The following is a 21703-nucleotide window of genomic DNA, read 5'->3' as shown; positions in this document are numbered from 1 at the left end:
GGTCACGCGGTTTGGACGGCGATGACGGTGGCGGCGAACCGCTCGGCGAGCGGTTTCCACGCGGCGACCAGGCCGTCCTCGGCCGCCTTCACCTGCGCGTCGAGCTCCTCCACCGAGTGGCCCAGGCCGGTCAGGGCCCCGGCCGAGCCGGCCGTCCATCCCACGAAGATATCGGGGGTGGCCTCGGGGTGGAACTGCACCGCCCACGCGTTCTCCCCCAGCCGGTAGGCCTGGTTGAGGTACGGGTCCCCGGTGGCCAGCGGCACCGCGCCCGGGGGGAGCTCCGTGATCGCGTCACGGTGGTACTGCACGGCGGGGGAAGGGCCGAGACCGGCGAACAGCGGATCCGCCCCGGCGGCGGGCAGCGGGACGACCTCGGTCACCCCGACCTCCAGCCCGTGCTCACCGCGCCCGACGGCACCGCCGCAGGCGAGCGCCATGAGCTGTGCCCCCAGGCAGATCCCCAGGGTCGGTACGCCCTCCTCGACACAGGCGCGGATCAGGTCGCGGGTGGCCGGGAGCCAGGAACACCGCTCGTCCTCCCAGGCCGCCGCCTCGCCGCCGAGGACGACGAGCCCTCCGGCGGCCCGCTCGGGCACGGCCTCGCCCAGGTAGGGCCGGACGACCTCGCAGACGGCCCCGGCCCCGGACAGCCATCCGGCGAGGAATCCGAGTCCGGCGTCGGCCTCGTGCTCGATGACGGTAATCCTCATACGGCAATTATGGTCTTATACAGGCACAAGACGGTCACAGCCCGAACGACACCCGGAACCGCCGCGCGTCATGTCGGCCGTCCACATTGACCTCGGGCACGAACACCCGCCACCTTTACCCCAGCCTCAAAGCACCTCGGCCCGGAAAGCACCCCAGCCTGAACGCACTCCAGCCCGAAAGCACTTCAGTCCGGAAAGCACCTCAGCCTGAACGCATCCCAGCCCTGAAAGCACCTCAGCCCGAAAACCCGTCCCGGCCGCCCTGAAAGCACCCCGCCCTGAAAGCACCCCGCCCTGAAAGCAGCCCGGCCCGGAAACCGTCCCGGCCGCCCCGAAAAAGCGGCTCAGCCACCCTGAAAGCCCCGCCCGACCGCCCCGGCTCCGTCCGGGCCGGAGGCGGAACTCCCCGTTCGAGGAGAACCGATGAACCCCGTCCTGAGTGATGTCGAGGTCCCCGGCGGCACGCTGCGCGTCGCCAGGTTCGGCACCGGCCCCCGCGTGATCGTGGCGGTGCACGGCATCACCGCCTCGCTCATGGCCTGGGCCGGCGTCGCCCGCAGGCTCCCCGCCGAGTGGTCACTGGTCGCGATGGACCTGCGGGGCCGCGGCCGCAGCGCCGGGCTCCCCGGCCCGTACGGCCTGGCCAGGCACGCCGAGGACGTGAACCTCGTGGCCCGGTCCGCGGGCGCCGGGTCCGGTGTCGTGCTCACCGGCCACTCGATGGGCGCCTACGTCGCGGCCCTCGCCGCCGCGGGGCACGACTACGCCAGGGTGGTGCTGGTCGACGGCGGACTCCCGCTGCCGATGCCCCCCGGCGCCGACCCCGACGCGGTCCTGGAGGCCACGCTCGGCCCGGCCCTCGCCCGCCTGGACCAGACCTTCCCCAGCGTCGGCGCGTACCTGGACTTCTTCAGGGCCCACCCCGCCTTCGCCGAGGCGTGGACCGACGACGTCGAGGAGTACGTCCGTTACGACGCGTGGGGACCGGAGGGGGCGGTGCGCTCGCGGGCGCGGCGCGAGCCGGTCCGCGAGGACGGCCGGTGGATGCTCACCGAGGGCGAGGCGGTCGGCGCCGCGCTGCGCGCGATCACCTCACCCCTGTCGCTGCTGCGCGCCCCGCGAGGGCTGCTGAACCAGCCGGTCGGCATGCTGCCCGACGAGCTGGCCGCCGCGTGGGTGAGGCGGCTGCCCGCGCTGGAGGACGAGGTGCTCGACGACTGCAACCACTACACGATCCTCTTCGACGACCGCGCCGCCTCGCTGGTCGCCGCGCACCTCTCCCGGTGAGCCTGGCGAGCCCCCTCAGACGGCGGCCCGGCGCCCGGGAGGTCGTACGAGCCCCACAAGGCCCGCGAGAAGCGGGCGTCCGGCGCCGGTCGCGGAGGCGATGAGAAGCGGCGGGGCCGGACGCGGGACGCGGGTCAGGCGGGCTGGGCGGGGGTGATCCAGGTGGCCTTGGCGGCGGCGACCAGGGTGCCGTCGGTCTCGTAGACGGCGCTCTCGCCGAAGAGCTTGCGGCCCTCGCGGCCGGTGGCGCGGGCGACGACGGAGTATGTGCCACCGGGGTAGATCCGGCGGTGGATCCGCACGGTCAGGCGGCCGAGCAGGGCGAACTCGCCGGGCCCGAAGTGCGCCCAGCCGGTGGGGCAGTCGAGGGCGGCCCAGAGGATCGCGTCGGGGACGCTGCCGTCGGCGTCGGTGATGGTCATCGGGACCCGCCAGCCCGCGGCGATCAGGTCGGTGCCGGGCACCGGGCCGGGGAAGATCCGCAGGCCGTCGCCGGGACCGCGCAGGCCGCACGCGAAGCAGCCGGGGAAGGCGTGCCCGACGAGACCGACGAAGCCGCCCTCGGCCTTCGCGGCGTCGTTGAAGGGCACGAAGCCCGGGACGTCGAGCTCCTCGGCGACCGTGATGGCCTCGACGAGAAGCTTGTCACCGTGGGTGAGGGTCGCGGTGTTGGCGAGGTGACGCAGGGACAGCTCGGTGTCCAGCGGCGTGGGTGCGTGCAGCGTGACCTCGACGGCCGAGTCGTGCCGGGCGCCGTGCAACGCCTCCGAGACCGTGCCCGCGATCCAGCCGCCGTTCGCGGAGCCCTCGGGCCCACGGAAACGCGCCGGAACGGTCAGCACGGTCTGCAGCTCGGACGTCGTCGTCATGCCGCACCTCCTGTCGCCTTTATGGCGATCAATCCTCAGAAATCACGTTATTGGGACTGACCGATTTTATCGGACTGCTTGTACATACAGCCAACTCGGGATCGATGACGTCCTCATTAGCTGCGGGTAACGCCGGTATGACGTTCGAGGAGCGATCCCGGAGTACCTCACCGGGCGACCATCTCGCCGCCTCCCGCCACTCCTCGCCACTTCCCGCCATCTCCCGCGACGAGGTCTCGGATCACCGGCCCCGGTATCCGGATCGCGGGAACATCGCTAGAACCCGGCACGGCCGCCCGCCGTCCACGCGACGGCACACGCCCGCGCCACCCGTACGGCCATACCCGGCCCATGCCCGCGCCCGGCCCGCGCTCTCACGGGCACGGCGGGCGCCCCGGATGCCCGCCGTGTCCATGTCCGTCAGCGCCCGTCAGCGCCCGTCCGGGCCTGCCCGCTCCCGTCGTCCGGCCGCTCCCACCCGGGGCGATGACGACGCTAGAGGACCGGCAGGTAGCGGCCCAGCTCGAACTCGGTGACCTGCCTGCGGTATTCGTTCCACTCGGCGCGCTTGTTGCGCAGGAAGTAGTCGAAGACGTGCTCGCCGAGGGTCTCGGCGACGAGCTCGCTGCGCTCCATGACCGCGATGGCCTCGTCCAGCGACTGGGGCAGCGGCTGGATGCCCAGCGCCCTGCGCTCGGCCGAGGTCAGCGCCCACACGTCGTCCTCGGCGCCGGGGGGCATCTCGTACCCCTCCTCGATGCCCTTCAGGCCGGCCGCGAGGATCACGGCGAAGGCGAGGTAGGGGTTGCAGGAGGAGTCGAGCGAGCGGAACTCGATGCGGGTCGAGCCGCCCTTGTGCGGCTTGTACATCGGCACCCGGACCAGCGCGGAGCGGTTGTTGTGGCCCCAGGAGATGTAGCTCGGGGCCTCGCCGCCCGCTCCGGCGATCGCCTCGGCGCCGCCCCACAGCCGCTTGTAGGAGTTGACCCACTGGTTGCAGACCGCGGTGATCTCGGCGGCGTGCGTGAGCAGGCCGCCGATGAAGGAACGGCCGATCTTGGAGAGCTGGTAGTCGGCGCCGGGCTCGTAGAAGGCGTTGCGGTCGCCCTCGAAGAGAGACATGTGGGTGTGCATGCCGGAGCCGGGGTGCTCTGTGAAGGGCTTGGGCATGAAGCTCGCCCAGATGCCCTGCTCCAGCGCGACCTCCTTCATGACCAGCCGGAAGGTCATGATGTTGTCGGCGGTGGTGAGCGCGTCGGCGTAGCGCAGGTCGATCTCCTGCTGGCCGGGGCCGCCCTCGTGGTGGCTGTACTCGACGGAGATGCCCATCGACTCCAGCATCATGATCGCGTTACGCCGGAAGTCGTGCCCCGAGCTGTGCGGGGTGTGGTCGAAGTAGCCGCCGCCGTCGATCGGCTCGGGCCGCTCGCTGCCCTCCGGCCGGTTCTTCAGCAGGAAGAACTCGATCTCCGGGTGGGTGTAGAAGCTGAAGCCCATGTCGGAGGCCTTCGCCAGGGTGCGCTTGAGCACCCAGCGGGGGTCGGCGTGCGAGGGCGAACCGTCCGGCATGAGGATGTCGCAGAACATCCGGGCCGCGCCCGGCGTCTCGCTGCGCCAGGGAAGGATCTGGAAGGTCGAAGGGTCGGGCTTGGCGAGCATGTCCGACTCGTAGACGCGGGCGAAGCCCTCGATGGCCGAGCCGTCGAAGCCGATGCCCTCGGCGAAGGCCCCTTCGAGTTCGGCCGGGGCGATGGCCACCGACTTCAGGAACCCGAGCACATCGGTGAACCACAGCCGGATGAACCGGATGTCGCGCTCCTCAAGGGTGCGGAGAACGAACTCCTGCTGGCGGTCCAAGGCTTCTCCTTCATTGCCGACGTGCCGCAACACGCCTAGTGGTCTCCCAGTTTGCCCTCTCAGTGTTTCGCACACGTTACGAGGAAGAACGGTGAGATGTGGCATCCGGACCGTCGCGCCTCCGCGTCCCGGCCCCCCTCTCCTCCTACAGTGTGCGACCGGAGCCGCTGGAAGTTCGATCCGGGGGGAAGCGATGACGCGTACCGAAGTTCACGGACCACCGCACGCGGTCTCGCCACCGGCCAGGCTCACCGAACGTCTCGCGGCTCTGGCGATGCCCTGCCCCGTCCACCCCTCGATACACCTGGTCGAGGCCGCGGTGACGGGCTGGGCGGGCGCGGCCGGGCTGGACCCCGATCCGGCCGCCTCCCGGCTGGCCGGGCGGGCGTTCGCCCGTTGCGAAACCGGCGCGGTCACGACGCTGGCCCGCTGGCTGACCTGGATGTCGTGCCTGCGCCGGGCCCCCGAGGCCCTCACCCCGGTCCTCGCCGTGGCCGGGGGCGGCGAGCCGGGCCCGGCGCCGCTGGAACGGGCCTTCTCCGGCCTCTGGAGGGCGTGCGCGCCGGGGATGAGCGACGCGTGGCGCGAGCGCTTCACGGCCGGGCTGGCCGCCCAGCGCGAAGCCACCCTCTCCCGTGAGGCGACCCTCTCCCGCGAGGAGCCCGCGTCCCTCCCCCCGGGGACACCCGCGGACCACTCCCCCCGGACGTCCGCGCCCGCCTCCCCCGCGACACTCGCGCCTCTCCCGCATCTCGCATCTCCCGCGCCCGCGACACCCGTGACCGGTGATCACGGCGATCACGGTGATCGCGTGGAGCCGTACGGGGACACCTTCGGCCGCTACCTGTTCGACCTGGTGGAGCCGTGCCTGGGGGTGGAGGTGCCGGACCCGGTGTGGCGGAGCCCGCAGTGGCGGGCGCTCGCCGAGGCGAGCGGCGACGTGGCCGCCTGGTGCGAGGAGGCGGTGGCCGGACGCGGCCATGCGGGCACCATTTCTTTGGAACGCTCCAATCCGGAGGCGGAAGAGGGAAAGATCGACCGGGTCGCCACCCGCGTGGAGGAGCTGTGGACGGCCGCCCGCGCGATCCCCGCGCTCACGGAGCGGCACGACCTGGGCTTCGCCGCCTCCCGCGAGGTGACGCGGGTGGCATGCGCTTTCTTGACCATCCCCCGGGCTTACCTGGAGCGGCTCCTGGAAACACCCCGCTATCGTCACTTAGGGTAACGGTTTGATGTCAACACGTAATGCTGGAGTAACGATGAGCAGCATGCTCCTCAACCACAAGCTCGACCGCGCCTTCGGGCACATGGACGTCGACGGCAGCGGATCGATCGAGCGCGAGGACCTTCTCGGCCTCGGCGCCCGGATCCTCGTCGGCTTCGGCGAGTCGCCGACCTCCCCGGCCGGTCACAGGCTCGCCCAGGGCTTCGAGGGGATCTGGCGGACCCTGGCCGCGGAGATCGACACCGACGGAGACGGCGCCATCTCGCCCGAGGAGTTCCGCGCGGGCATGACGTCCGCGTTCATCGAGGGCGACCACTTCGACGCGGTGTTCGCGCCCGCCGCCGAGGCGGTGGCCGGTCTGTGCGACACCGACGGCGACGGGGCCGTGGGGCCGGACGAGTTCTGGACCATGATGGCCGCGTTCGGCACCCCGCGCGAGGACGTGCGGGCCACCTTCGAGCGGCTCGACGGCGACGGCGACGGCGTCGTGTCCGTGGGCGAGCTGGTCGAGGCGACCCGGCAGTTCTACACGAGCGCCGATCCGGAAGTGGCCGGCAACTGGCTGTTCGGTCCGCTCTAGTGGCCCGCATCCCGACGTTCGGCGACCCTCTCACCCGTTCCCGACCCCACCCCCAGCCCTTGTCTCACTCGATGTCACTTTCCCTGTCTCCCTCGTCTCCCTCGTCTCCCTCGCCCGCTTCGCCCGCCTCGCCCGCCGGAACACCGGGCTGCCCGGAGCCGCCGCGGTCCTCGGGAGTGGCCGCGGCGCTGCTGCTGCCCCTCACCGAGCTCGTGCCGGTGATGTCGGCGCCGTGCCCGATGCACCCCTCGGTCGACCTGATCGGCGCCGAGCTGGCCGTCTGGGCCCGCGAGGCCGGGCTCGAACCCCCCGGCGGCGCCGGGTTCGAGCGGATGGCGGGCCGCGCCTTCTGCGGGTTCGGCGTGGAGCCGGCTCTGCTGTTCGCCAAATGGCTGACCTGGCTGTTCCACTTCGACGACGAGTGGGACGAGAGGCCCGCCGGGCGCGCGGCCGAGATCGTCGAGGCCACCTTCGCGCGGCTCGACCTCGTCGCCCGCGCGCCCGCCCTCGCCGCCTCGCCCGTCGAGCTGGCCTTCGGCGACCTCTGGCAGGCCACCGCCGGGCGGATGAGCACCCGGTGGCGGCACCGGTTCCTGGCCGGGCTGGCGGCGCAGGGCGAGGCCTGCCGTACCGAGGCCGAGAACCGCTGCGCGGGCCGCGTGCCCTCCCCCGCGGAGTACCCGCGGCTGCGGCGGGGCACCGCGGGCCCCTACCTGTTCGACCTGGTGGAGCCCTGCCTGGGGGTGGAGGTGCCCGCGGGACTGCGCGAGAGCACGACCTGGCGGACGCTGGTGGACGCCTGCAACGACGTCACCGCCTGGTGCAACGACGTCGCCTCGCACCACAAGGAACGGGCCAACGGCGACGTGCACAACTACGTGACGGTCGCCGCGACCGCGTTCGGGCTCTCCGACACCGGGGCCGTCGCGTGGGTGAACGACCGGATCGCCGCCCGCGCCGAGGACCTGCGGACCTCCGCGCGGCGGCTGCCCGCGCTGTTCGACCGGTTCGGGTTCTCGACGGGCCAGGCCAGAGACGTCAGCAAGGTCGCGTGCGCCTTCCTCACGGCGCCGAGGGCCCAGCTGGAATGGCTCCTGGAGTCGAGCCGGTACGACGTGCCGTGCCCCAGCGCCCCGGGGACCCCGTGACCCCGTACCCCGGTGACCCCGTGCCCCGGTGATCGGCGGCCCCCGCCCGCGCGGACCCGCCCGGGTGGGGGCCGGTCCGGCTCCGAGGCGCGTCGGACGTGCCTCGGAGCCGGGCGTGCCCGCGGACGTGCTTGCGGACGTGTCTGCGACCGAACAGGCAACCGTACAGGCGGCCGGATCAGCGACCGGACCAGCGGCCGGACGAGCGGCCGGACGAGCGGTCCGACCAGCGGCCGGACCGGTTTCGAGACGCGGCGGGCGTGCCCCCGGGCGCTCGGGCGGCCGGGCGGCTCCGGGCCCGTACGGGATCCGGCCGACGCCGGTCCCCCGCCGGTCGACCGGCGTTGATCCCTCGTTGATTGAATTGCGGTCTGCGCAGGTTAAGGTCCCTTTAAGCACAAAATGAAGGGCCTAAATCATCATGCGCGGGCCGTACCGGGGGATCCCGAGGGTGACGCCCGTCCAGCTGCGGGTCACGGCGGTGCTCGTCGCCGCCGCGTCCGTGGCGATGGAGTGCGTCAACATCTGGGTCACGGCGCAGCTACCTCAGCCCTCCTACACGCCGCTGCCGTTCGCGCCCGAGGACGTGGCCGGTGCCGCGTTCCCCGTCCTCGGGGCGCTGCTGGTGTTCCAGCGGCCCCGGCTGGTCATCGGCTGGCTGCTCTGCCTGGGCGGGCTGTGCTCCGCGCTGAACAGCCTCACGGTGAACCTCGCGCTCCTGGACACCGCGCGCGGGTGGACGGTCCTGCCCGAGGCGGTCCGGACGGTCGCCGGGGTGAGCTGGAAGCTCACCATCCTCTTCCTGGTCGTGCTGCTGCCGCTGCTCTATCCGGACGGGAGACTGCCCTCCCCGCGCTGGCGGGCGCTGGTCTGGGGCTCCGTCGCCGTCCTGGCGGCCGACGTGCTCGTCACGGACCTGATGCCCCTCCTCGGGCAGCGGTACGCGAGCGCCACCCCCCACCCCGTGCGGTTCTCGCTGGACATGCTCACCAACGCGATGATGATCTTGGCCTTCGCCTCGCTGGCCGCGCGGTTCCGGCGGGCCGGTCGCGAGGAGCGCGGGCAGATCGTCTGGACGCTGGCCGCGATCGCCACCGTCATCGTCCCCTGGGTGGTGGGCAACCCGGTGTGGTGGCTGGCGTCGTTCACGATCCCGCTGGTCCCGATCGCGATCACCTTCTCGGTGCTGCGGCACCGCCTCTACGGGATCGACACGCTCATCACCAGGACGCTGGTCGGCGCGGGCCTGGTCGGCGTGATCGGCGGGGTGTACGTGGCGGTGGGCGCCGCCTCCAGCCTGTTCCTGTCGGACGTGGACCGGATCGGCGGCCTGGTCGCCGCGCTCTGCGCGGGGGCGTTCTTCCACCCGATGCGGCGGCTGCTCCAGCGCGGCGCCGACCGCCTCCTGTACGGCGGCAGAGGCGACCCGGTGGCGCTCGCCGCCGAGCTCGGGCGCAGGCTCCAGCGCACCGATCCCGCGGGAGGGCTGGCCGCGGCCCTGGAGGTGCTGCGCGACGGCCTGGCGGTCACCGGCACGGGCGTGCGCTTCCAGGGCGGCTGGCCCGGGGAGTCGGCGGTGGGGACGCTGGAGGAGGTGGCGCGCGAGGTCCGGCTGGTCTGGCACGGCGAGCCCGTCGGCCGCCTGCTCATCGGCCCGCCGGGGGCCCGGCGCCTGCCGGCCGCGCACAACGAGCGGGTCATCACCGCGCTCACGCCCTACGTGGCCGACGCCGCCCACGCGGTCCGGCTGGTCGGCGCGCTGCGGCGCTCCCGGGAGCGGATCGTCACCACCCGCGAGGAGGAGCGCCGCCGCCTGCGCCGCGACCTGCACGACGGTCTCGGCCAGTCGCTCAGCGGGATGGCGATGTCCATCAACGCGGCCAGGCTCTCCCTGCGCGCCTCCCCCGAGACGGCCGAGCGCATGCTCGGCGAGCTGCGCTCCGGCATGGACAGCGTCACCAGCGACATCAGGCACCTGGTGTACGGCCTGCGGCCGCCCGCCCTGGACGATCTCGGGCTGGCCGGGGCCGTGGCGGAGATGGCGGGCCCCGGCGTCGCCGTGGAGGTCAGGGGCGAGCTTCCGGGCCTGCCCGCGGCGACCGAGGTCGCCGCGTACCGGATCGCGCAGGAGGCGCTGACCAACGCGCGCAAGCACGCCGGGGCCGCCGCGACGGTGCGGGTGTCGCTGGAGCGGGGTGAGGACGACCTGAGCGTCCGGGTGAGCGACGACGGGATCGGCGTCCCTCCCGGGCGCCGCTCGGGGGTCGGGCTGGCGTCGATGCGCGAGCGCGCCGCCGAACTGGGCGGGACATGCGTGATCACCACGCACCCCGAGGGGGGCACCGTGGTCGAGGCGGTACTCCCGGTGAACTTGAATGTGGAGATCTGACCACCGATGATTTCTTACGGCTCGCGAACGATGGTGAGTATTGCCCTATGACGTTGGTCCAGGTAGCCCTACCCTTGCGCCTGCAATGCTGACATTTCGTGCCCTAGGCCCTTTCCAGGCCCGTCATGGTGAGACACCCCTCGACCTCGGCGGCCAGCGCCAGATGGCGGTGCTGGCCCGGCTCCTCGTCGCCGGTGGCCGCGCCGTCCCGGTGACCATACTCATCGACGAGCTGTGGCCGGGCGAGCCCCCCGCCCAGGCGCTGTCGACCATCCAGGGATACGTGTCGCGGCTGCGGCGCGCCCTGGAACCCGGCCGCGCGCCGCGGGAGGAGGCCGAGGTCCTGGTCTCCGCCCCGCCCGGGTACGCGCTGCGCGCCTCGCCCGGCCAGGTGGACACCTGGAGTTTCGAGAGCGCGGTCAAGACGGGCGGCGAGCCCGCCGAGGTGTGGGACCGCCTGGAGGCCGCCCTCGCCCTCTGGCGCGGCCCGGCCCTGGCCGAGTTCTCCGACCTGCCGTGGGCGGTGAGCGAGGCGGGCAGGCTGGAGGAGCTGCGGCTGATCGCGGTCGAGCGCCGGGCCGACGCGGGGCTCCTGCTGGGGCACTCCGGCGCCCTCGTCGCCGACCTGGAGGCGCACGCCTCGGCCCACCCGCTGCGGGAGGAGGCCTGGCGGCTGCTCGCGCTGGCCCTGTACCGCAACGGCAGGCAGGGGGACGCGCTGGGGGCGCTCCGGCGCGCCAGGGTGCTGCTCCGCGACGAGCTCGGCCTCGACCTGGGCGCCACCCTGCAGCGCCTGGAGTCCGACATGCTGGCCCAGGCCGTACACCTCCACCCGCCCGCGGAGCCGGTACGGGCCGCGGAACCCGCCGCGGCGGCGCGGACGGCCTCCACCGAGGAGCGGGCGCTGCCGGGGCTGCGGGTCGTGGTGGTGGACGACCAGGCGCTGGTCCGCACCGGCCTGCGCGTGGTGCTGGACAGCGAACCCGGCTTCGAGCTCGTCGGGGAGGCCGAGAACGGCGAGCAGGCGATCACGGTCGTCAGGGAGACCTCCCCCGACCTGGTGCTGATGGACATCCAGATGCCCAGGCTGGACGGGCTGACCGCCGCGCGCAGGATCCTGGCCGACGCGGCGCCGCCGAAGGTCGTCATGATGACCACGTTCGGCACGGACGACAACCTCTACGCGGCGCTGCGGGCCGGGGTGAGCGGGTTCGTCCTCAAGACGTCGGCGCCCGAGCAGCTCATCACCGCGATGCGGGCCGCGCAGGCCGGTGACGCGCTGATCGACCCCGCCGTCACCACCCGCCTGATCGCGGCCTTCGCCGGGCGCACCGACCCGTCGGCGCCGCCCGGCCTCGCCGGTCTCGGCGACACGGAACTCGACCTGATGAAGCTGGTCGCCCGGGGGCTGACCAACCGGCAGATCGCGGCGACCCTGGCGGTCCCCGAGCGGTCGGTCTCGCAGGCGGTGGTCAAGCTGCTCGACCACCTCGGGCTGTTCGACCGGGCCCAGCTCGTCGTCACCGCGTACGAGTCCGGGCTGGTCAACCCCGGCGACGTGGGCAGATAGCCATGTCCCAGCGGCCACGCGTACGCGGCCGGGTGCTCGACGGCGCCGGCGGCGTGCCCAGGCGGGTCGTCGACGCGGTCACCGTGACCGAGGACGCCCCCTCCCTGCCCGTCGTCCCGCTCGTCCGCGGGCTGCTGCGCTCCCCGCTGCGGCTCGCCGCCGTCTCGATGGCGGTCCTCTCGGTGGGGCTCACCGTGGTCGGCCTCGTGCTGCGCGTCGACCTGCCGCCCGAGTGGCACCCGGAGCAGCCGGCCACGCCCGACCTCGCGGCGGGGCTGACGTTCCCGGTGGTGGGCGCCTTCCTGCTGGCCCACCGCGCGCGTCCGGCCACGGCGTGGCTGATGTGCGTGGGCGGCCTGATGTGCGCGGTCAACGCGTTCTCCGAGGCGGCGATGTTCACCCTCGCGGCGGCGGGCGACATGGAGTCCGCCGGGTACCTCCGCCTGAGCATGGTCACGGGGAAGGCGGTCGGCGGCTTCCTGCTGGCGATCCTGTTGCCGCTGTACTCCCCCGACGGGCGGCTGCCCTCGCGGCGGTGGCGGCCGCTGGTCGCGGTCGGCGTGGCCGTGTTCCTGGCGAACCTGCTGCTGACCCTCACCCGCCCGGACCCCGACCCCGCGCTCTACCCCTGGCCTCGGGTCGTCCCCAACCCGATCGCGCTTGACCTCCTCGCCCCCTACAACGCGGTGGGGCGCGAGGTGACCGTCCTGATGATCTCGGCCCTCGCGGTCCTGGCGCTGGTCTCCATAGTGCTGCGCTTCCGCCGGGCCGGTCCCGAGCTGCGCCGCCAGATCGCCTGGCCGGTCTTCGCGTTCGCCGTCTACGTCGCCTTCCTGCTCGCCGGGCCGGCCTGGTGGCTGGGCGCGACGATCTGGACCGGGCTGATCCCGGGGGCCCTCGTCTTCTCGGTGCTGCGCTACCAGCTCTACGGCATCGACACGGTGGTCAGCCGCGCCTTCGTCGCCGCCGGGCTGATCGCCGCGGTCAGCGTCATCTACGCGGTCGGCGCGGTCGCCGGGCTCGCCCTGTCGGGGTACGACCGGATCGGCGGCCTGGCGGCGGCCCTGCTCGCCGGGGTGATCTTCCGCCCGCTCCGGCACCGGCTCAGGAGCGTGGTCGACCGGCTCATGTACGGCACGCGCGGCGACCCGCAGGCGCTCGCCGCGCGCCTGGCCAGGGAGGTCCGCGAGACCGAGCCGGCCAACGCGCTCGCCGCCGTCGCCGCCGTGGTCAAGGACTGGCTGAGCGTCACCGGCGTCGCCGTCGAGGTCTACGGGCCCGGCGCCAGGCAGGTGCAGGTCGGCCCGCTGGGCCCGGCGGCGCGTGGCGTTCCGCTGGTCTGGCACGGCGAGCCGGTCGGGCGGCTGCTCCTCGGCGCCCCCGGCCCCCGCAGGTTCGCCGCCGCGCACAACGGCCGCCTGGTCGCGGCGGCCGTCCCGTACGTCGCCGACGTGGCGCACGCCGTGCGGATGACCGCCGACCTGCAGCGTTCCCGGGAGCGCATCCTCACCGCCCGCGAGGAGGAACGCCGCCGCCTGCGCAGGGACCTGCACGACGGGCTCGGCCACGCGCTGACCGACATGGCCATGTCGATCAACATGGCCAGGATCAGCCTGCGCACCGCCCCCGCCTCCGCGGACAGGCTCCTGCTCGAACTGCGCGGCGGGATGGACGCGGTCAGCGCGGAGATCAGGGAGCTGGTGTACGGCCTGCGCCCGCCCACCCTCGACGAACTCGGGCTGGAGGGTGCCGTACGGGCCCTGGCCCAGGAGGGCACGCCGCGGGTCGCGGTGGAGACCGAGGGCGACCTGTCCGACCTGCCCGCGGCGGCCGAGGTGGCCGCGTACCGGATCGCGCAGGAGGGGCTCACCAACGTCCGCAAGCACGCGAAGGCCAGCTCCGCGGTGATCTCGCTGCGGCGCGGGGAGTCGCTGGTGGTACGCGTCCAGGACGACGGGGGCGGGCTGCCCTCTGGGCCGCGTTCGGGGGTCGGGCTGCTCTCCATGCGCGAGCGGGCCGCCGAGCTGGGCGGTACGTGCGTGATCGGGGCGGCCCCGGGGGGCGGGACGGTCGTGGAGGCCGTGCTGCCGATCCCGGCCGCGCCGCTCGCGGCGGGGCACCGGTAAACCTTTTCGTCCTCTCGGGGCTCTAACCAGCCGTCGAGGAATTCACCCGAGGAGACCCCCTTGAAGCACTGGGCCCTGGCCACCGGCGTCGCACTCGCCCTGACGGTCACCGCCGCCCCTCCCGCGCTCGCCGGATCCACCGGAAGCACCGGAAGCACCGGAAGCACCGGGGGCGCCGGAGGCACCGCGAGGGCCGCGCACGGGACGGCCCCCGTCTCCGGCCCCTTCTCCGGCCCCGTTTCCGGCCCCGTCTCCGGCTCCTTCTCCGCCCCCGTCTCCGGCGCCGTCTACTTCCGCCACGGGAGGAGCGGAATTGAGGTGCTGACCCACCGGGGAGGCTGGAGCGGCGGCCTGACGGTCGGCGGCCGGGCCTTCGCGGGCCAGTTCGCAGTCGCGCCCGGCGGCCGGAAGGTCGCCTGGATCGACGACAGGAACAGGCTTCGCGTCACGTCGGCCCCCGGCCCCGGCACGAACAGGGTGACGGACAAGGTGATCGCCGGGAACGCCGCCTACGGCGGCCCCTGCCTGACCCCCGCCTGGACGGCCGACGGCAAACGGATCGCCTACCCGGTGAAGGGCACGGCCGAGGCGATGACGGTGGCCGTGGTCGGCGCCGACGGCAGGGGCCGGATCGACGCCGGGAAGACCCTCGGCCCCTGTCACCTCACCTGGTCGGCCGACGGCAGGACCCTCGCCGGGTACGCGGGCGACATCGACGGCGTCCACCTCCTGGACACCAGGAGGCGGGTCTCCCACCGCGCCCCGGGCATCAGGCTCGCCAACCACGTGGAGAGCCTGTCGCCCGACGGCCGCCGGGTCGTGGTCAACGCCATCGGCGCGAACGCCCCGGGCGGCGACGGCTCCTGGCCCCTGTCGTTCACCCCGTCGATCCACGACACCAGGACCGGCGCGAAGGTCGCCGTCCCGGTCAGGGGGCGGCTGCTGGGCGCGCGCTATCTGAACGACGGCCGCCTCGCGGTCCGCGTCAAGGGCACGGCCGCCAACACGATCGTCGTCCTCTCCCGCGCGGGCAGGGAGATCCAGCGGGTGGCCGAGCCGGCCAGGGCGAGGAACCTCGGGCTGCTCTGGGTCATCGGCTGACGGGATCCGGGGTGTGACCGGCGACGAGGACCCCAGGACCGGGGTGACCAACGCCGAGGACCCCAGGAGCGAGGTGACCGACGTCGAGGATCCCAGGACCGGGGGTGACCGACGCCGAGGACCCGAGAACCGAGGTGACCGACGTCGAGGACCCCAGGACCGGGGGTGACCGGCGCCGAGGACCCTCCCGCCGCGTCACCGATCACACCCGGACCGCACCACGCCTTTACGGTTCGCACGCCGACGAATCCCTATGTCCAGCAAGAAACCATCCTTTCTCGAAAATTGCCGACATAAACAAAAGATCGACAAAATCAGATCCTTCTTAACTTACTCCGAAAATAGGCGAATGAGCAGTTCGGTCCTTTAGTCCGAACGATTTGCCTTATATCTTTCCCCCTAGTCACGGCCGTCGGGCGAGCTCCGCCCACGGCCCGATCAAAGGAGGAAAGCATGTACGGAAAACGACAGCTGACGGTGCTCGGCCCGGCGCTTCTCGCCGCCCTCGCCCTCGGACAGGTCTCGCTCTCGTCCGCCTCGGCGACGCCGGATCCCGAGCGGGCCGCGTCGGCGAGCGCCCCGCAGAAAGGGGCGGTGACGGACCCGAGCACATCGGCGGAGGACCCGAGGGACTACTGGCGGGGATACCGGGACGGCTACCGGGCCGCCGGGCAGGACTGCCGCAGGAGCAGGGCACGGAGCTACATCGGGCCTCCCAGCGACTACGACAGGGGCTTCCTGGACGGCTACGACGCCGGATACGCCCGTTTCTGCTGGACGGCGAACTGAGGACGCCGGGGACGGCGGAGACACCGGAGCGCGCTCGTCCGCCCGCGGCCGGGAAGGGATCACCTGGACGGCGGGCTCCGGACACGCCCCAATAGGATGGCCGTGTGGCTCAACTCCGCATCGCCCTGGCCCAGAGCAATCCCGCCGTCGGTGACCTGGCCGCCAACACGGACAGGCTCGTCGAGTGGACCCGCCGCGCCGCCGACCGCGGCGCGCACCTGGTCGTCTTCACCGAGATGTTCCTGACCGGGTACCCCGTCGAGGACCTCGTGCTGCGCACCTCGTTCGTGGAGGCGTCGATCGCCGCGATCGAGGAGGCCGCGCGGCGACTGGACGAGGCCGGGCTCGGCGAGACCCCCGTGGTGGTCGGCTACGTGGACCGCGCGCGGCTCGCCCCGCGCGCCGGACAGCCCAAGGGCGCCCCGCTCGACGCGGCCGCGCTGCTGCACCGGGGACAGGTGGTCGTCAAGACCGCCAAGCACCACCTGCCCAACTACGGCGTCTTCGACGAGTACCGCTACTTCATCCGCGGCGACCGGATGCCGATCTTCCGGCTGCACGGCGTCGACGTGGCGATCGCGGTCTGCGAGGACCTCTGGCAGGAGGGCGGCCCCGTCGCGGTGGTGGCCGAGGCCGGAGCCGGGCTGCTCGTGGTGCCCAACGCCTCCCCGTACGAGAAGGAGAAGGACGACGTGCGCCTGGCCCTGGTGGCCAGGCGTGCCCGCGAGGCCGGATGCGCCCTCGCCTACGTCAACCAGGTCGGCGGCCAGGACGAGCTGGTCTTCGACGGGGACTCGGTGATCGTCTCCGCCTCCGGCGAGCTGGTCGCGCGCGCGGCGCGCTTCTCGGAGGAGCTGCTGATCACGGACCTGGAGCTGCCCGAGGCCAGGTACGGCGGGCTCGGCACCTTCCAGGTGGACGCCGGAGACGGCACCGTGATCACGGTGGAGCGGCTGGAGCTGTCGGCTCGCCCCGTCGAGCCGTACGAGCCGCAGGCCCCCACGATCGCCGAGCACCTCGACGACACCGCCGAGGTCTACTCCGCGCTGGTCCTCGCGGTCCGCGACTACGTCGCCAAGAACGGCTTCCAATCGGTCATCCTCGGCCTGTCCGGCGGCATCGACTCGGCGCTGACCGCCACGATCGCCTCCGACGCCATCGGCCCCGACCGGGTGCACGTGGTGCTGATGCCCTCCCGGCACTCCTCGGACCACTCGGTGAGCGACGCCCAGGAGCTGGTCGACCGGCAGGGGATCAACGCCAGGACCGTGCCGATCGCCGACATCGTCAGCGGCTTCGAGAAGGAGATCGAGCTCTCCGGCCTCGCCGCGGAGAACCTCCAGGCCCGGGTGCGCGGCATGATCCTGATGGGCCTGTCCAACGAGCACGGCCACCTCGTCCTCACCACCGGCAACAAGAGCGAGCTGGCCACCGGCTACTCCACCCTCTACGGCGACTCGGCGGGCGGCTTCGCGCCCATCAAGGACGTGCTCAAGACCCTGGTCTGGGAGCTGTCGCGCTGGCGCAACGCCCAGGCGGGCCGGTCGGGCGAGTTCCTGTACGGGTTCGAGGTGCCGCCGATCCCGGAGAGCTCGATCGAGAAGGAACCCAGCGCGGAGCTCCGCCCCGACCAGCGCGACACCGACTCCCTGCCCGAGTACGACATCCTGGACCGGCTGCTGTACGACTACGTCGAGAACGACATGGGCTCCGCCGAACTCGTCGCCGCCGGGCACGACCCGGCCCTGGTCACCCGGGTGATCCGCCTGGTCGACCTGGCCGAATATAAGCGCCGCCAGTATCCCCCGGGCCCGAAGATCACCCCCAAGAACTTCGGCCGCGACCGCCGCCTCCCCATCACCAACCGCTGGCGCGAGACCACCACCTGACCCCCGGACCGCTCGGGACGTCTTCGTCGCGGGCGTGAAGCTCGGCGAGTTTCGGGGGTGGAGCTCGGCGAGTTCGACCGCCTCGGCGATCAACGCCCCGCTTTCGGTCGCGAAGCGCCCGGGACGCCGAAACCCCGGCGTTCGCCGCCGGGGTTTCGTCGCGAGGTCCATGACGCCGTCCGTGCGAGAAGTCCCCCGGACCGCCGTACGGGGGAAACCTCAGGGGGCGAGGCCCGCCAGGAGGTGGTCGACGATGCGTTCGGCCAGGTCGGAGGAGGCGGTGCACTCGTCGACGCCCTCGGTGCGGATGTACCACATGACGGTGCCGACCAGGTTCGCCATCGCGATGGGGACGTCGAGGCCGGCCCGCAGCTCGCCGGTGGTGACCCCGCGCCGCAGCAGGGCGGTGATCGCCGCCCTGCGCGGCTCGATGGTCGCCTGGCGGATGCGCTCCACCAGGCGGGGGTGCCGTTCGGCCTCGTTCATCGCGATGTTCATCACGCAGCGGTTGCGCGCGTCGCACGCGTCGCGCAGGAACACCCGCGCGTAGACGACGAGATCCTCGCGGACCGAGACGCCCGCGACCGGGGGCAGCGGCGTCTTGAGGGTGGCGAGCGCGTCGACGAGCAGGTCTTCCTTGTTCGACCAGCGCCGGTAGATCGTGGTCTTACCGACCCCCGCGCGAGCCGCGATCGCCTCGATCGACAGCTCGGAGATGCCCACGCTCTCCCCGACCAGGTCGAGGGTCGCGTCGATGATGGCCTTCTCCGCCCTGGCACTGCGGGGACGGCCCGCCGGGCGGGGTGTCCGAGCCCCCGCCGCCTGAATCTCGTCGGTGGTCGTCATAGCGTTCCTACACTACCGCCGGTTCCTTGTCTGGACTGATCTTCTCGGGGGCGGGGGCCGCTGAGGACTTGCCGGGCAGCCACCTGAACACCATCAGGGCTCCGATCAGCGCGATGACCGCGGAGACGAGGGCGGTGATGTGCATGCCCTCGACGAAGGCGAGCTTGGCCGGTTCGATCAACCCCGCGCCTTGGGCGCCGAGGCCCTGGGCCACGCCCAGAGTTCCGGTCAGCGACTCGCCCGCCAGGTGCCTGAGCTGGTCGGGCAGGCCGGTCAGGGCCGGGGCGATCTGGTCACGGTAGGTGGCCGAGAGCAGCGAGCCGAGAAGCGCGACGCCGAGCGCGCCGGCCACCTGGCGGACGGTGTTGCTCATGGCCGAGCCGACACCGGCCTTCTCCCTGGGAAGCGCCTCCATGATCGCGGTGGTCGCCGGGGGCATGATGTTGGCCATCGCCGCGCCCTGGACGAAGAACACGATCTCCAGCAGGAGGATCGGGGTGTTGTGGTCCATCAGCGAGTACGAGGCCAGCGCGGCGGCCACGACGACCATGCTGACGGTGGCGCTCAGCTTGCCGCCGAAGCGCGCGGCCATCTGCTGGCTCAGCGGCGCGAAGATCAGCTGAGCGGCGGCGAAGGGGATCATCAGGGCGCCCGCCTGCAGCGCGCTGAAGCCCAGCACGATCTGCAGGTAGAAGACCAGGAAGAACATCGCGCCCATCATCGCGAAGAACACGATGCCGATCATGCCGACCGCCGTGGCGAAGCGCGGGTCGCGGAAGTAGCGGACGTCGAAGGCCGGGTGGTCGATGCGGTGCTCGTACCAGACGAAGGCGGCGAGCACGACGATGCCGAAGACGGTCGGGACGAGCACCTCGGCGCTGGTGATCGTGGCCAGCTCCCCGCCCCGGATGATGCCGTAGGTGATGGCGACGAGGCCGACGATGGAGAGGACCACGCCGACCGGGTCGAGCTTGGAGGGCTTGGGGTCGCGCGACTCGGGCACGACCAGGCGGATGAGCACCATGCTGATCAGCACGATCGGCAGGTTGACCAGGAAGACCGAGCCCCACCAGAAGTGCTCGATGAGCAGGCCGCCGGTGATCGGGCCGATCGCCACGGCCAGGCCCACCCCGCTGGCCCAGACACCGATCGCCTTGCCGCGCTCCTGCGGGGGGAAGACGTTGGAGATGATCGCCAGCGTGGCCGGCATGATCGCGGCGCCGCCGATGCCCATGAACGCGCGGGCGACGATCAGCTGCATGGGGTCCTGGGCGTAGGCGCTGGCCAGCGAGGCCAGGCCGAAGAGGACCATGCCGACCATGAGCATGCGCTTGCGCCCGGTGCGGTCGCCGATCACCCCGAAGGTGAACAGCAGGCCCGCGAAGACGAGCGTGTAGGAGTTGATCGCCCATTCCAGCTGACTCTGGGTGGCCCCCAGGCCCACCTCGGGGTCGGCGATCGTCTTGAGTGCGACGTTGAGGATGGTGTTGTCGAGCACGACCGCCAGAAGGCTGAAGACCAGCACTCCCAGGATCTGCCACCGCCGCGGGTGACCGAGCTGTTGTTCCACGAAGGCCCCGTATTCGATACGCTTAAGTTTCGAAACACCACCGTAGCGCTGATCATTACGATACGCAACCGTATCGTTTCGTATTTATCGTGAAATGTCCTGAACTCAGCATGCGCCCCCCGACGTGACGCGCCGAGACCGGGTGGCGGCGGAAGCGGGTGGCGGCGGGAGTGGGTGGCTGCCGGGAGCGGGTGCGGCCGGGAGCGGGGGCTGCCGGGAGCGGGTGCGGCCGGGAGCCGCGATACCAGGACCGGCGACACCCGGGACCGGGACACCCAGGACTGAGCACCTCTCGGATCGGACGCGCCCCAGATCACCGGCACCCGCCGACCGAGCACCTCCCGGACCCGGATACGGCCGAGGTCAGGCGGCCACCGGGACCGGCTCCTCGACCGCCGCCGCGGTGCGCCGCCAGAACGGCAGGGCGACCAGCACCATCACCACGCCGACCAGCCCGGCGGCGGCGAAGGCCCAGCCGGGGCCGGGACCGTCGATGATCACGCCCGCGATGGGAGCCGCGGAGCCCGCGCCGATCAGCAGCGCCGTGCCGTGCAGGCCCATCGCCTCGCCCCGGGCCCCGGCGGGCACCCAGCGGGTCACGGTCTCGATCGTGGAGGACAGCGCGGGGGCGCACAGCACCCCGGCCGGCAGCAGGGCCAGGACCAGCCAGTGCCAGTCACCGCCGACCAGCCCGACGGGAATCGTGAGCACGCCCATGGCGCCGATCAGGATCAGCGGCGACACCCCCCGGGGCAGCATGCCGTACACGAAACCGCCCATCAGCGAGTAGGCGCACCACAGGCCGATCGCGAGCCCGACCCACGCGGTGTCGCCGTCCTGCTGCATCGTCGCCACCAGGGACAGCTCGGTGGCGGCCAGGATGAAGGTCGCCGCGACGACCGTGCCGAGCAGCCCGAGCATGCCCGGGGTGAGCCACCGGCGCCGCGGGATCCTCACCGCGGGCTCCTGGAGCTCCTCGTCCGAGCGGACGGGCGGGTTCAGCACGATCAGCGCCACCCCCGAGGCGACCAGACCGGCCGCGACGAGGCCCATGGTGGGCACGCTGCCGAGGAGGGTCACCCCCGCGACCGCCAGGGCGGGACCGGCCATGTAGGAGAGTTCCACGATCATGGAGTCGAGGGAGAAGCCCATCCTGCGCTGGTCGACCGGGACCAGCGCCGTGAGGCACTGCCTGATCACGCTGAACACCGGAAGGCTGAGCAGGCCCGCGGGCACCGAGGCCGCGAGCAGCAGGGGGAACGGCATCGCCCACGCCGTGGACCAGAAGGCGAGCTGGGCGAGCGTGGTCACCACCAGCACCGGACGCAGGCCGTGGCTGTCGACGAACCTTCCGGCCAGCGGCGAGCCGACCGCCATCCCCACCGTGCTCGCCATGGTCACCAGACCCGCCGCGGCGAAGCCGAGCCCGAGCCCGCTGGGGTCGACGACGTGCATCGTCAGTGTGATCGCGATCGCGGTCGAGGGAATGCGGGCGACCAGCCCCACCAGCAGCAACGACCGCACGCCCGGGATCGCCAGCAGGCGGCGGTAAGGTTCGACAGCCATTGTGATTACTTACCTCCGCGAGCATTGTGCCGTACGCCCCTGACTCACCCGCCACTGGATTACCGTGCCGGGACACCACCTCCCGCCCGCCGAAGCCCCCTTGGCGCATCCCGCTCCACCCGCACCCGGCCGCCCGCCCCCTCGAACGTCCGCGAACGCCCGCGCACCGCCGCCCATC

16 protein-coding genes are annotated in these 21703 nt (G+C 72.5%); 10 read left to right on the top strand and 6 right to left on the bottom strand.

What is annotated here, in order from left to right:
* Positions 1-2: 2 nt before the first annotated feature.
* Positions 3-713 (bottom strand): type 1 glutamine amidotransferase, encoded by a 711-nt coding sequence (locus ABT053_RS20865; protein WP_350970752.1) that lies wholly within the window; start codon positions 711-713, stop codon positions 3-5.
* 423 nt (positions 714-1136) lie between these two features.
* Here ABT053_RS20865 and ABT053_RS20860 point away from each other — a divergent pair, with 423 nt between their 5' ends.
* Entirely contained in the window at positions 1137-2000 is an 864-nt protein-coding gene (locus ABT053_RS20860) for an alpha/beta hydrolase (protein ID WP_350970751.1), read from the top strand.
* A gap of 134 nt (positions 2001-2134) precedes the next feature.
* On the opposite strand, the gene ABT053_RS20855 is transcribed toward ABT053_RS20860, so the two are convergent.
* Complete coding sequence (locus ABT053_RS20855) at positions 2135-2869, bottom strand: PaaI family thioesterase (protein ID WP_350970750.1); 735 nt, start codon at positions 2867-2869, stop codon at positions 2135-2137.
* A 495-nt stretch (positions 2870-3364) separates the two neighbouring features.
* On the bottom strand, positions 3365-4726 hold the full coding sequence (gene glnA2, locus ABT053_RS20850) for a gamma-glutamylpolyamine synthetase GlnA2 (RefSeq protein WP_350970749.1): 1362 nt from the start codon (positions 4724-4726) through the stop codon (positions 3365-3367).
* 193 nt (positions 4727-4919) lie between these two features.
* Between glnA2 and ABT053_RS20845 the strand changes: the two genes are divergently transcribed.
* The 9 genes from ABT053_RS20845 to ABT053_RS20805 all read left to right on the top strand — a co-directional run bounded on the left by ABT053_RS20845 (position 4920) and on the right by ABT053_RS20805 (position 17543).
* Positions 4920-5951, top strand: a complete 1032-nt coding sequence (locus ABT053_RS20845; protein WP_350970748.1) for a terpene synthase family protein — start codon at positions 4920-4922, stop codon at positions 5949-5951.
* A gap of 34 nt (positions 5952-5985) precedes the next feature.
* The gene (locus ABT053_RS20840; protein WP_350970747.1) at positions 5986-6531 is read left to right on the top strand and encodes an EF-hand domain-containing protein; all 546 of its coding nucleotides are present in this window, start codon (positions 5986-5988) and stop codon (positions 6529-6531) included.
* Positions 6532-6707: 176 nt separating this feature from the next.
* Complete coding sequence (locus tag ABT053_RS20835) at positions 6708-7679, top strand: terpene synthase family protein (RefSeq protein WP_350970746.1); 972 nt, start codon at positions 6708-6710, stop codon at positions 7677-7679.
* 451 nt (positions 7680-8130) lie between these two features.
* On the top strand, positions 8131-10068 hold the full coding sequence (locus tag ABT053_RS20830; protein ID WP_350970745.1) for a sensor histidine kinase: 1938 nt from the start codon (positions 8131-8133) through the stop codon (positions 10066-10068).
* Positions 10069-10153: 85 nt separating this feature from the next.
* The gene (locus tag ABT053_RS20825; RefSeq protein WP_350970744.1) at positions 10154-11638 is read left to right on the top strand and encodes a BTAD domain-containing putative transcriptional regulator; all 1485 of its coding nucleotides are present in this window, start codon (positions 10154-10156) and stop codon (positions 11636-11638) included.
* A gap of 2 nt (positions 11639-11640) precedes the next feature.
* Positions 11641-13764, top strand: coding sequence for a sensor histidine kinase (locus ABT053_RS20820; RefSeq protein ID WP_350970743.1), 2124 nt, complete (start codon positions 11641-11643; stop codon positions 13762-13764).
* Positions 13765-13824: 60 nt separating this feature from the next.
* Positions 13825-14865, top strand: coding sequence for a TolB family protein (locus tag ABT053_RS20815; protein ID WP_350970742.1), 1041 nt, complete (start codon positions 13825-13827; stop codon positions 14863-14865).
* A gap of 453 nt (positions 14866-15318) precedes the next feature.
* Positions 15319-15654, top strand: coding sequence for a hypothetical protein (locus ABT053_RS20810; protein ID WP_350970741.1), 336 nt, complete (start codon positions 15319-15321; stop codon positions 15652-15654).
* A gap of 104 nt (positions 15655-15758) precedes the next feature.
* Entirely contained in the window at positions 15759-17543 is a 1785-nt protein-coding gene (locus ABT053_RS20805) for an NAD+ synthase (protein WP_350970740.1), read from the top strand.
* A 219-nt stretch (positions 17544-17762) separates the two neighbouring features.
* Here the strand turns inward: ABT053_RS20805 and ABT053_RS20800 are convergent, their stop codons facing one another.
* From ABT053_RS20800 to ABT053_RS20790, 3 genes are all read right to left on the bottom strand, one after another.
* Complete coding sequence (locus ABT053_RS20800) at positions 17763-18389, bottom strand: TetR/AcrR family transcriptional regulator (protein WP_350970739.1); 627 nt, start codon at positions 18387-18389, stop codon at positions 17763-17765.
* Between the two features lie 7 nt (positions 18390-18396).
* Positions 18397-19959 carry an MFS transporter gene (locus tag ABT053_RS20795; RefSeq protein ID WP_350970738.1) on the bottom strand — a complete coding sequence of 521 codons (1563 nt, stop codon included), beginning with the start codon at positions 19957-19959 and terminating at the stop codon, positions 18397-18399.
* 363 nt (positions 19960-20322) lie between these two features.
* Positions 20323-21525: an MFS transporter gene (locus ABT053_RS20790; RefSeq protein WP_350970737.1), complete on the bottom strand. Its 1203-nt coding sequence runs from the start codon at positions 21523-21525 to the stop codon at positions 20323-20325.
* Between the last annotated feature and the right edge of the window lie 178 nt (positions 21526-21703).

It is taken from the genome of Streptosporangium sp. NPDC002524, assembly GCF_040295985.1.
In the GTDB taxonomy this organism is placed as follows: Bacteria; Actinomycetota; Actinomycetes; order Streptosporangiales; family Streptosporangiaceae; genus Streptosporangium.
This window is presented reverse-complemented; position numbering and strand designations above follow the sequence as displayed.

Excerpts from the sequence above, each read along its gene's own strand:
- ABT053_RS20845 (WP_350970748.1), top strand. The coding sequence starts at position 4,920 with ATGACGCGTACCGAAGTTCACGGACCACCGCACGCGGTCTCGCCACCG.
- ABT053_RS20825 (WP_350970744.1), top strand. The coding sequence starts at position 10,154 with ATGCTGACATTTCGTGCCCTAGGCCCTTTCCAGGCCCGTCATGGTGAG.
- ABT053_RS20840 (WP_350970747.1), top strand. The coding sequence starts at position 5,986 with ATGAGCAGCATGCTCCTCAACCACAAGCTCGACCGCGCCTTCGGGCAC.
- ABT053_RS20800 (WP_350970739.1), bottom strand. The coding sequence starts at position 18,389 with ATGACGACCACCGACGAGATTCAGGCGGCGGGGGCTCGGACACCCCGC.
- ABT053_RS20865 (WP_350970752.1), bottom strand. The coding sequence starts at position 713 with ATGAGGATTACCGTCATCGAGCACGAGGCCGACGCCGGACTCGGATTC.
- ABT053_RS20820 (WP_350970743.1), top strand. The coding sequence starts at position 11,641 with ATGTCCCAGCGGCCACGCGTACGCGGCCGGGTGCTCGACGGCGCCGGC.
- ABT053_RS20810 (WP_350970741.1), top strand. The coding sequence starts at position 15,319 with ATGTACGGAAAACGACAGCTGACGGTGCTCGGCCCGGCGCTTCTCGCC.
- ABT053_RS20790 (WP_350970737.1), bottom strand. The coding sequence starts at position 21,525 with ATGGCTGTCGAACCTTACCGCCGCCTGCTGGCGATCCCGGGCGTGCGG.
- ABT053_RS20860 (WP_350970751.1), top strand. The coding sequence starts at position 1,137 with ATGAACCCCGTCCTGAGTGATGTCGAGGTCCCCGGCGGCACGCTGCGC.
- ABT053_RS20855 (WP_350970750.1), bottom strand. The coding sequence starts at position 2,869 with ATGACGACGACGTCCGAGCTGCAGACCGTGCTGACCGTTCCGGCGCGT.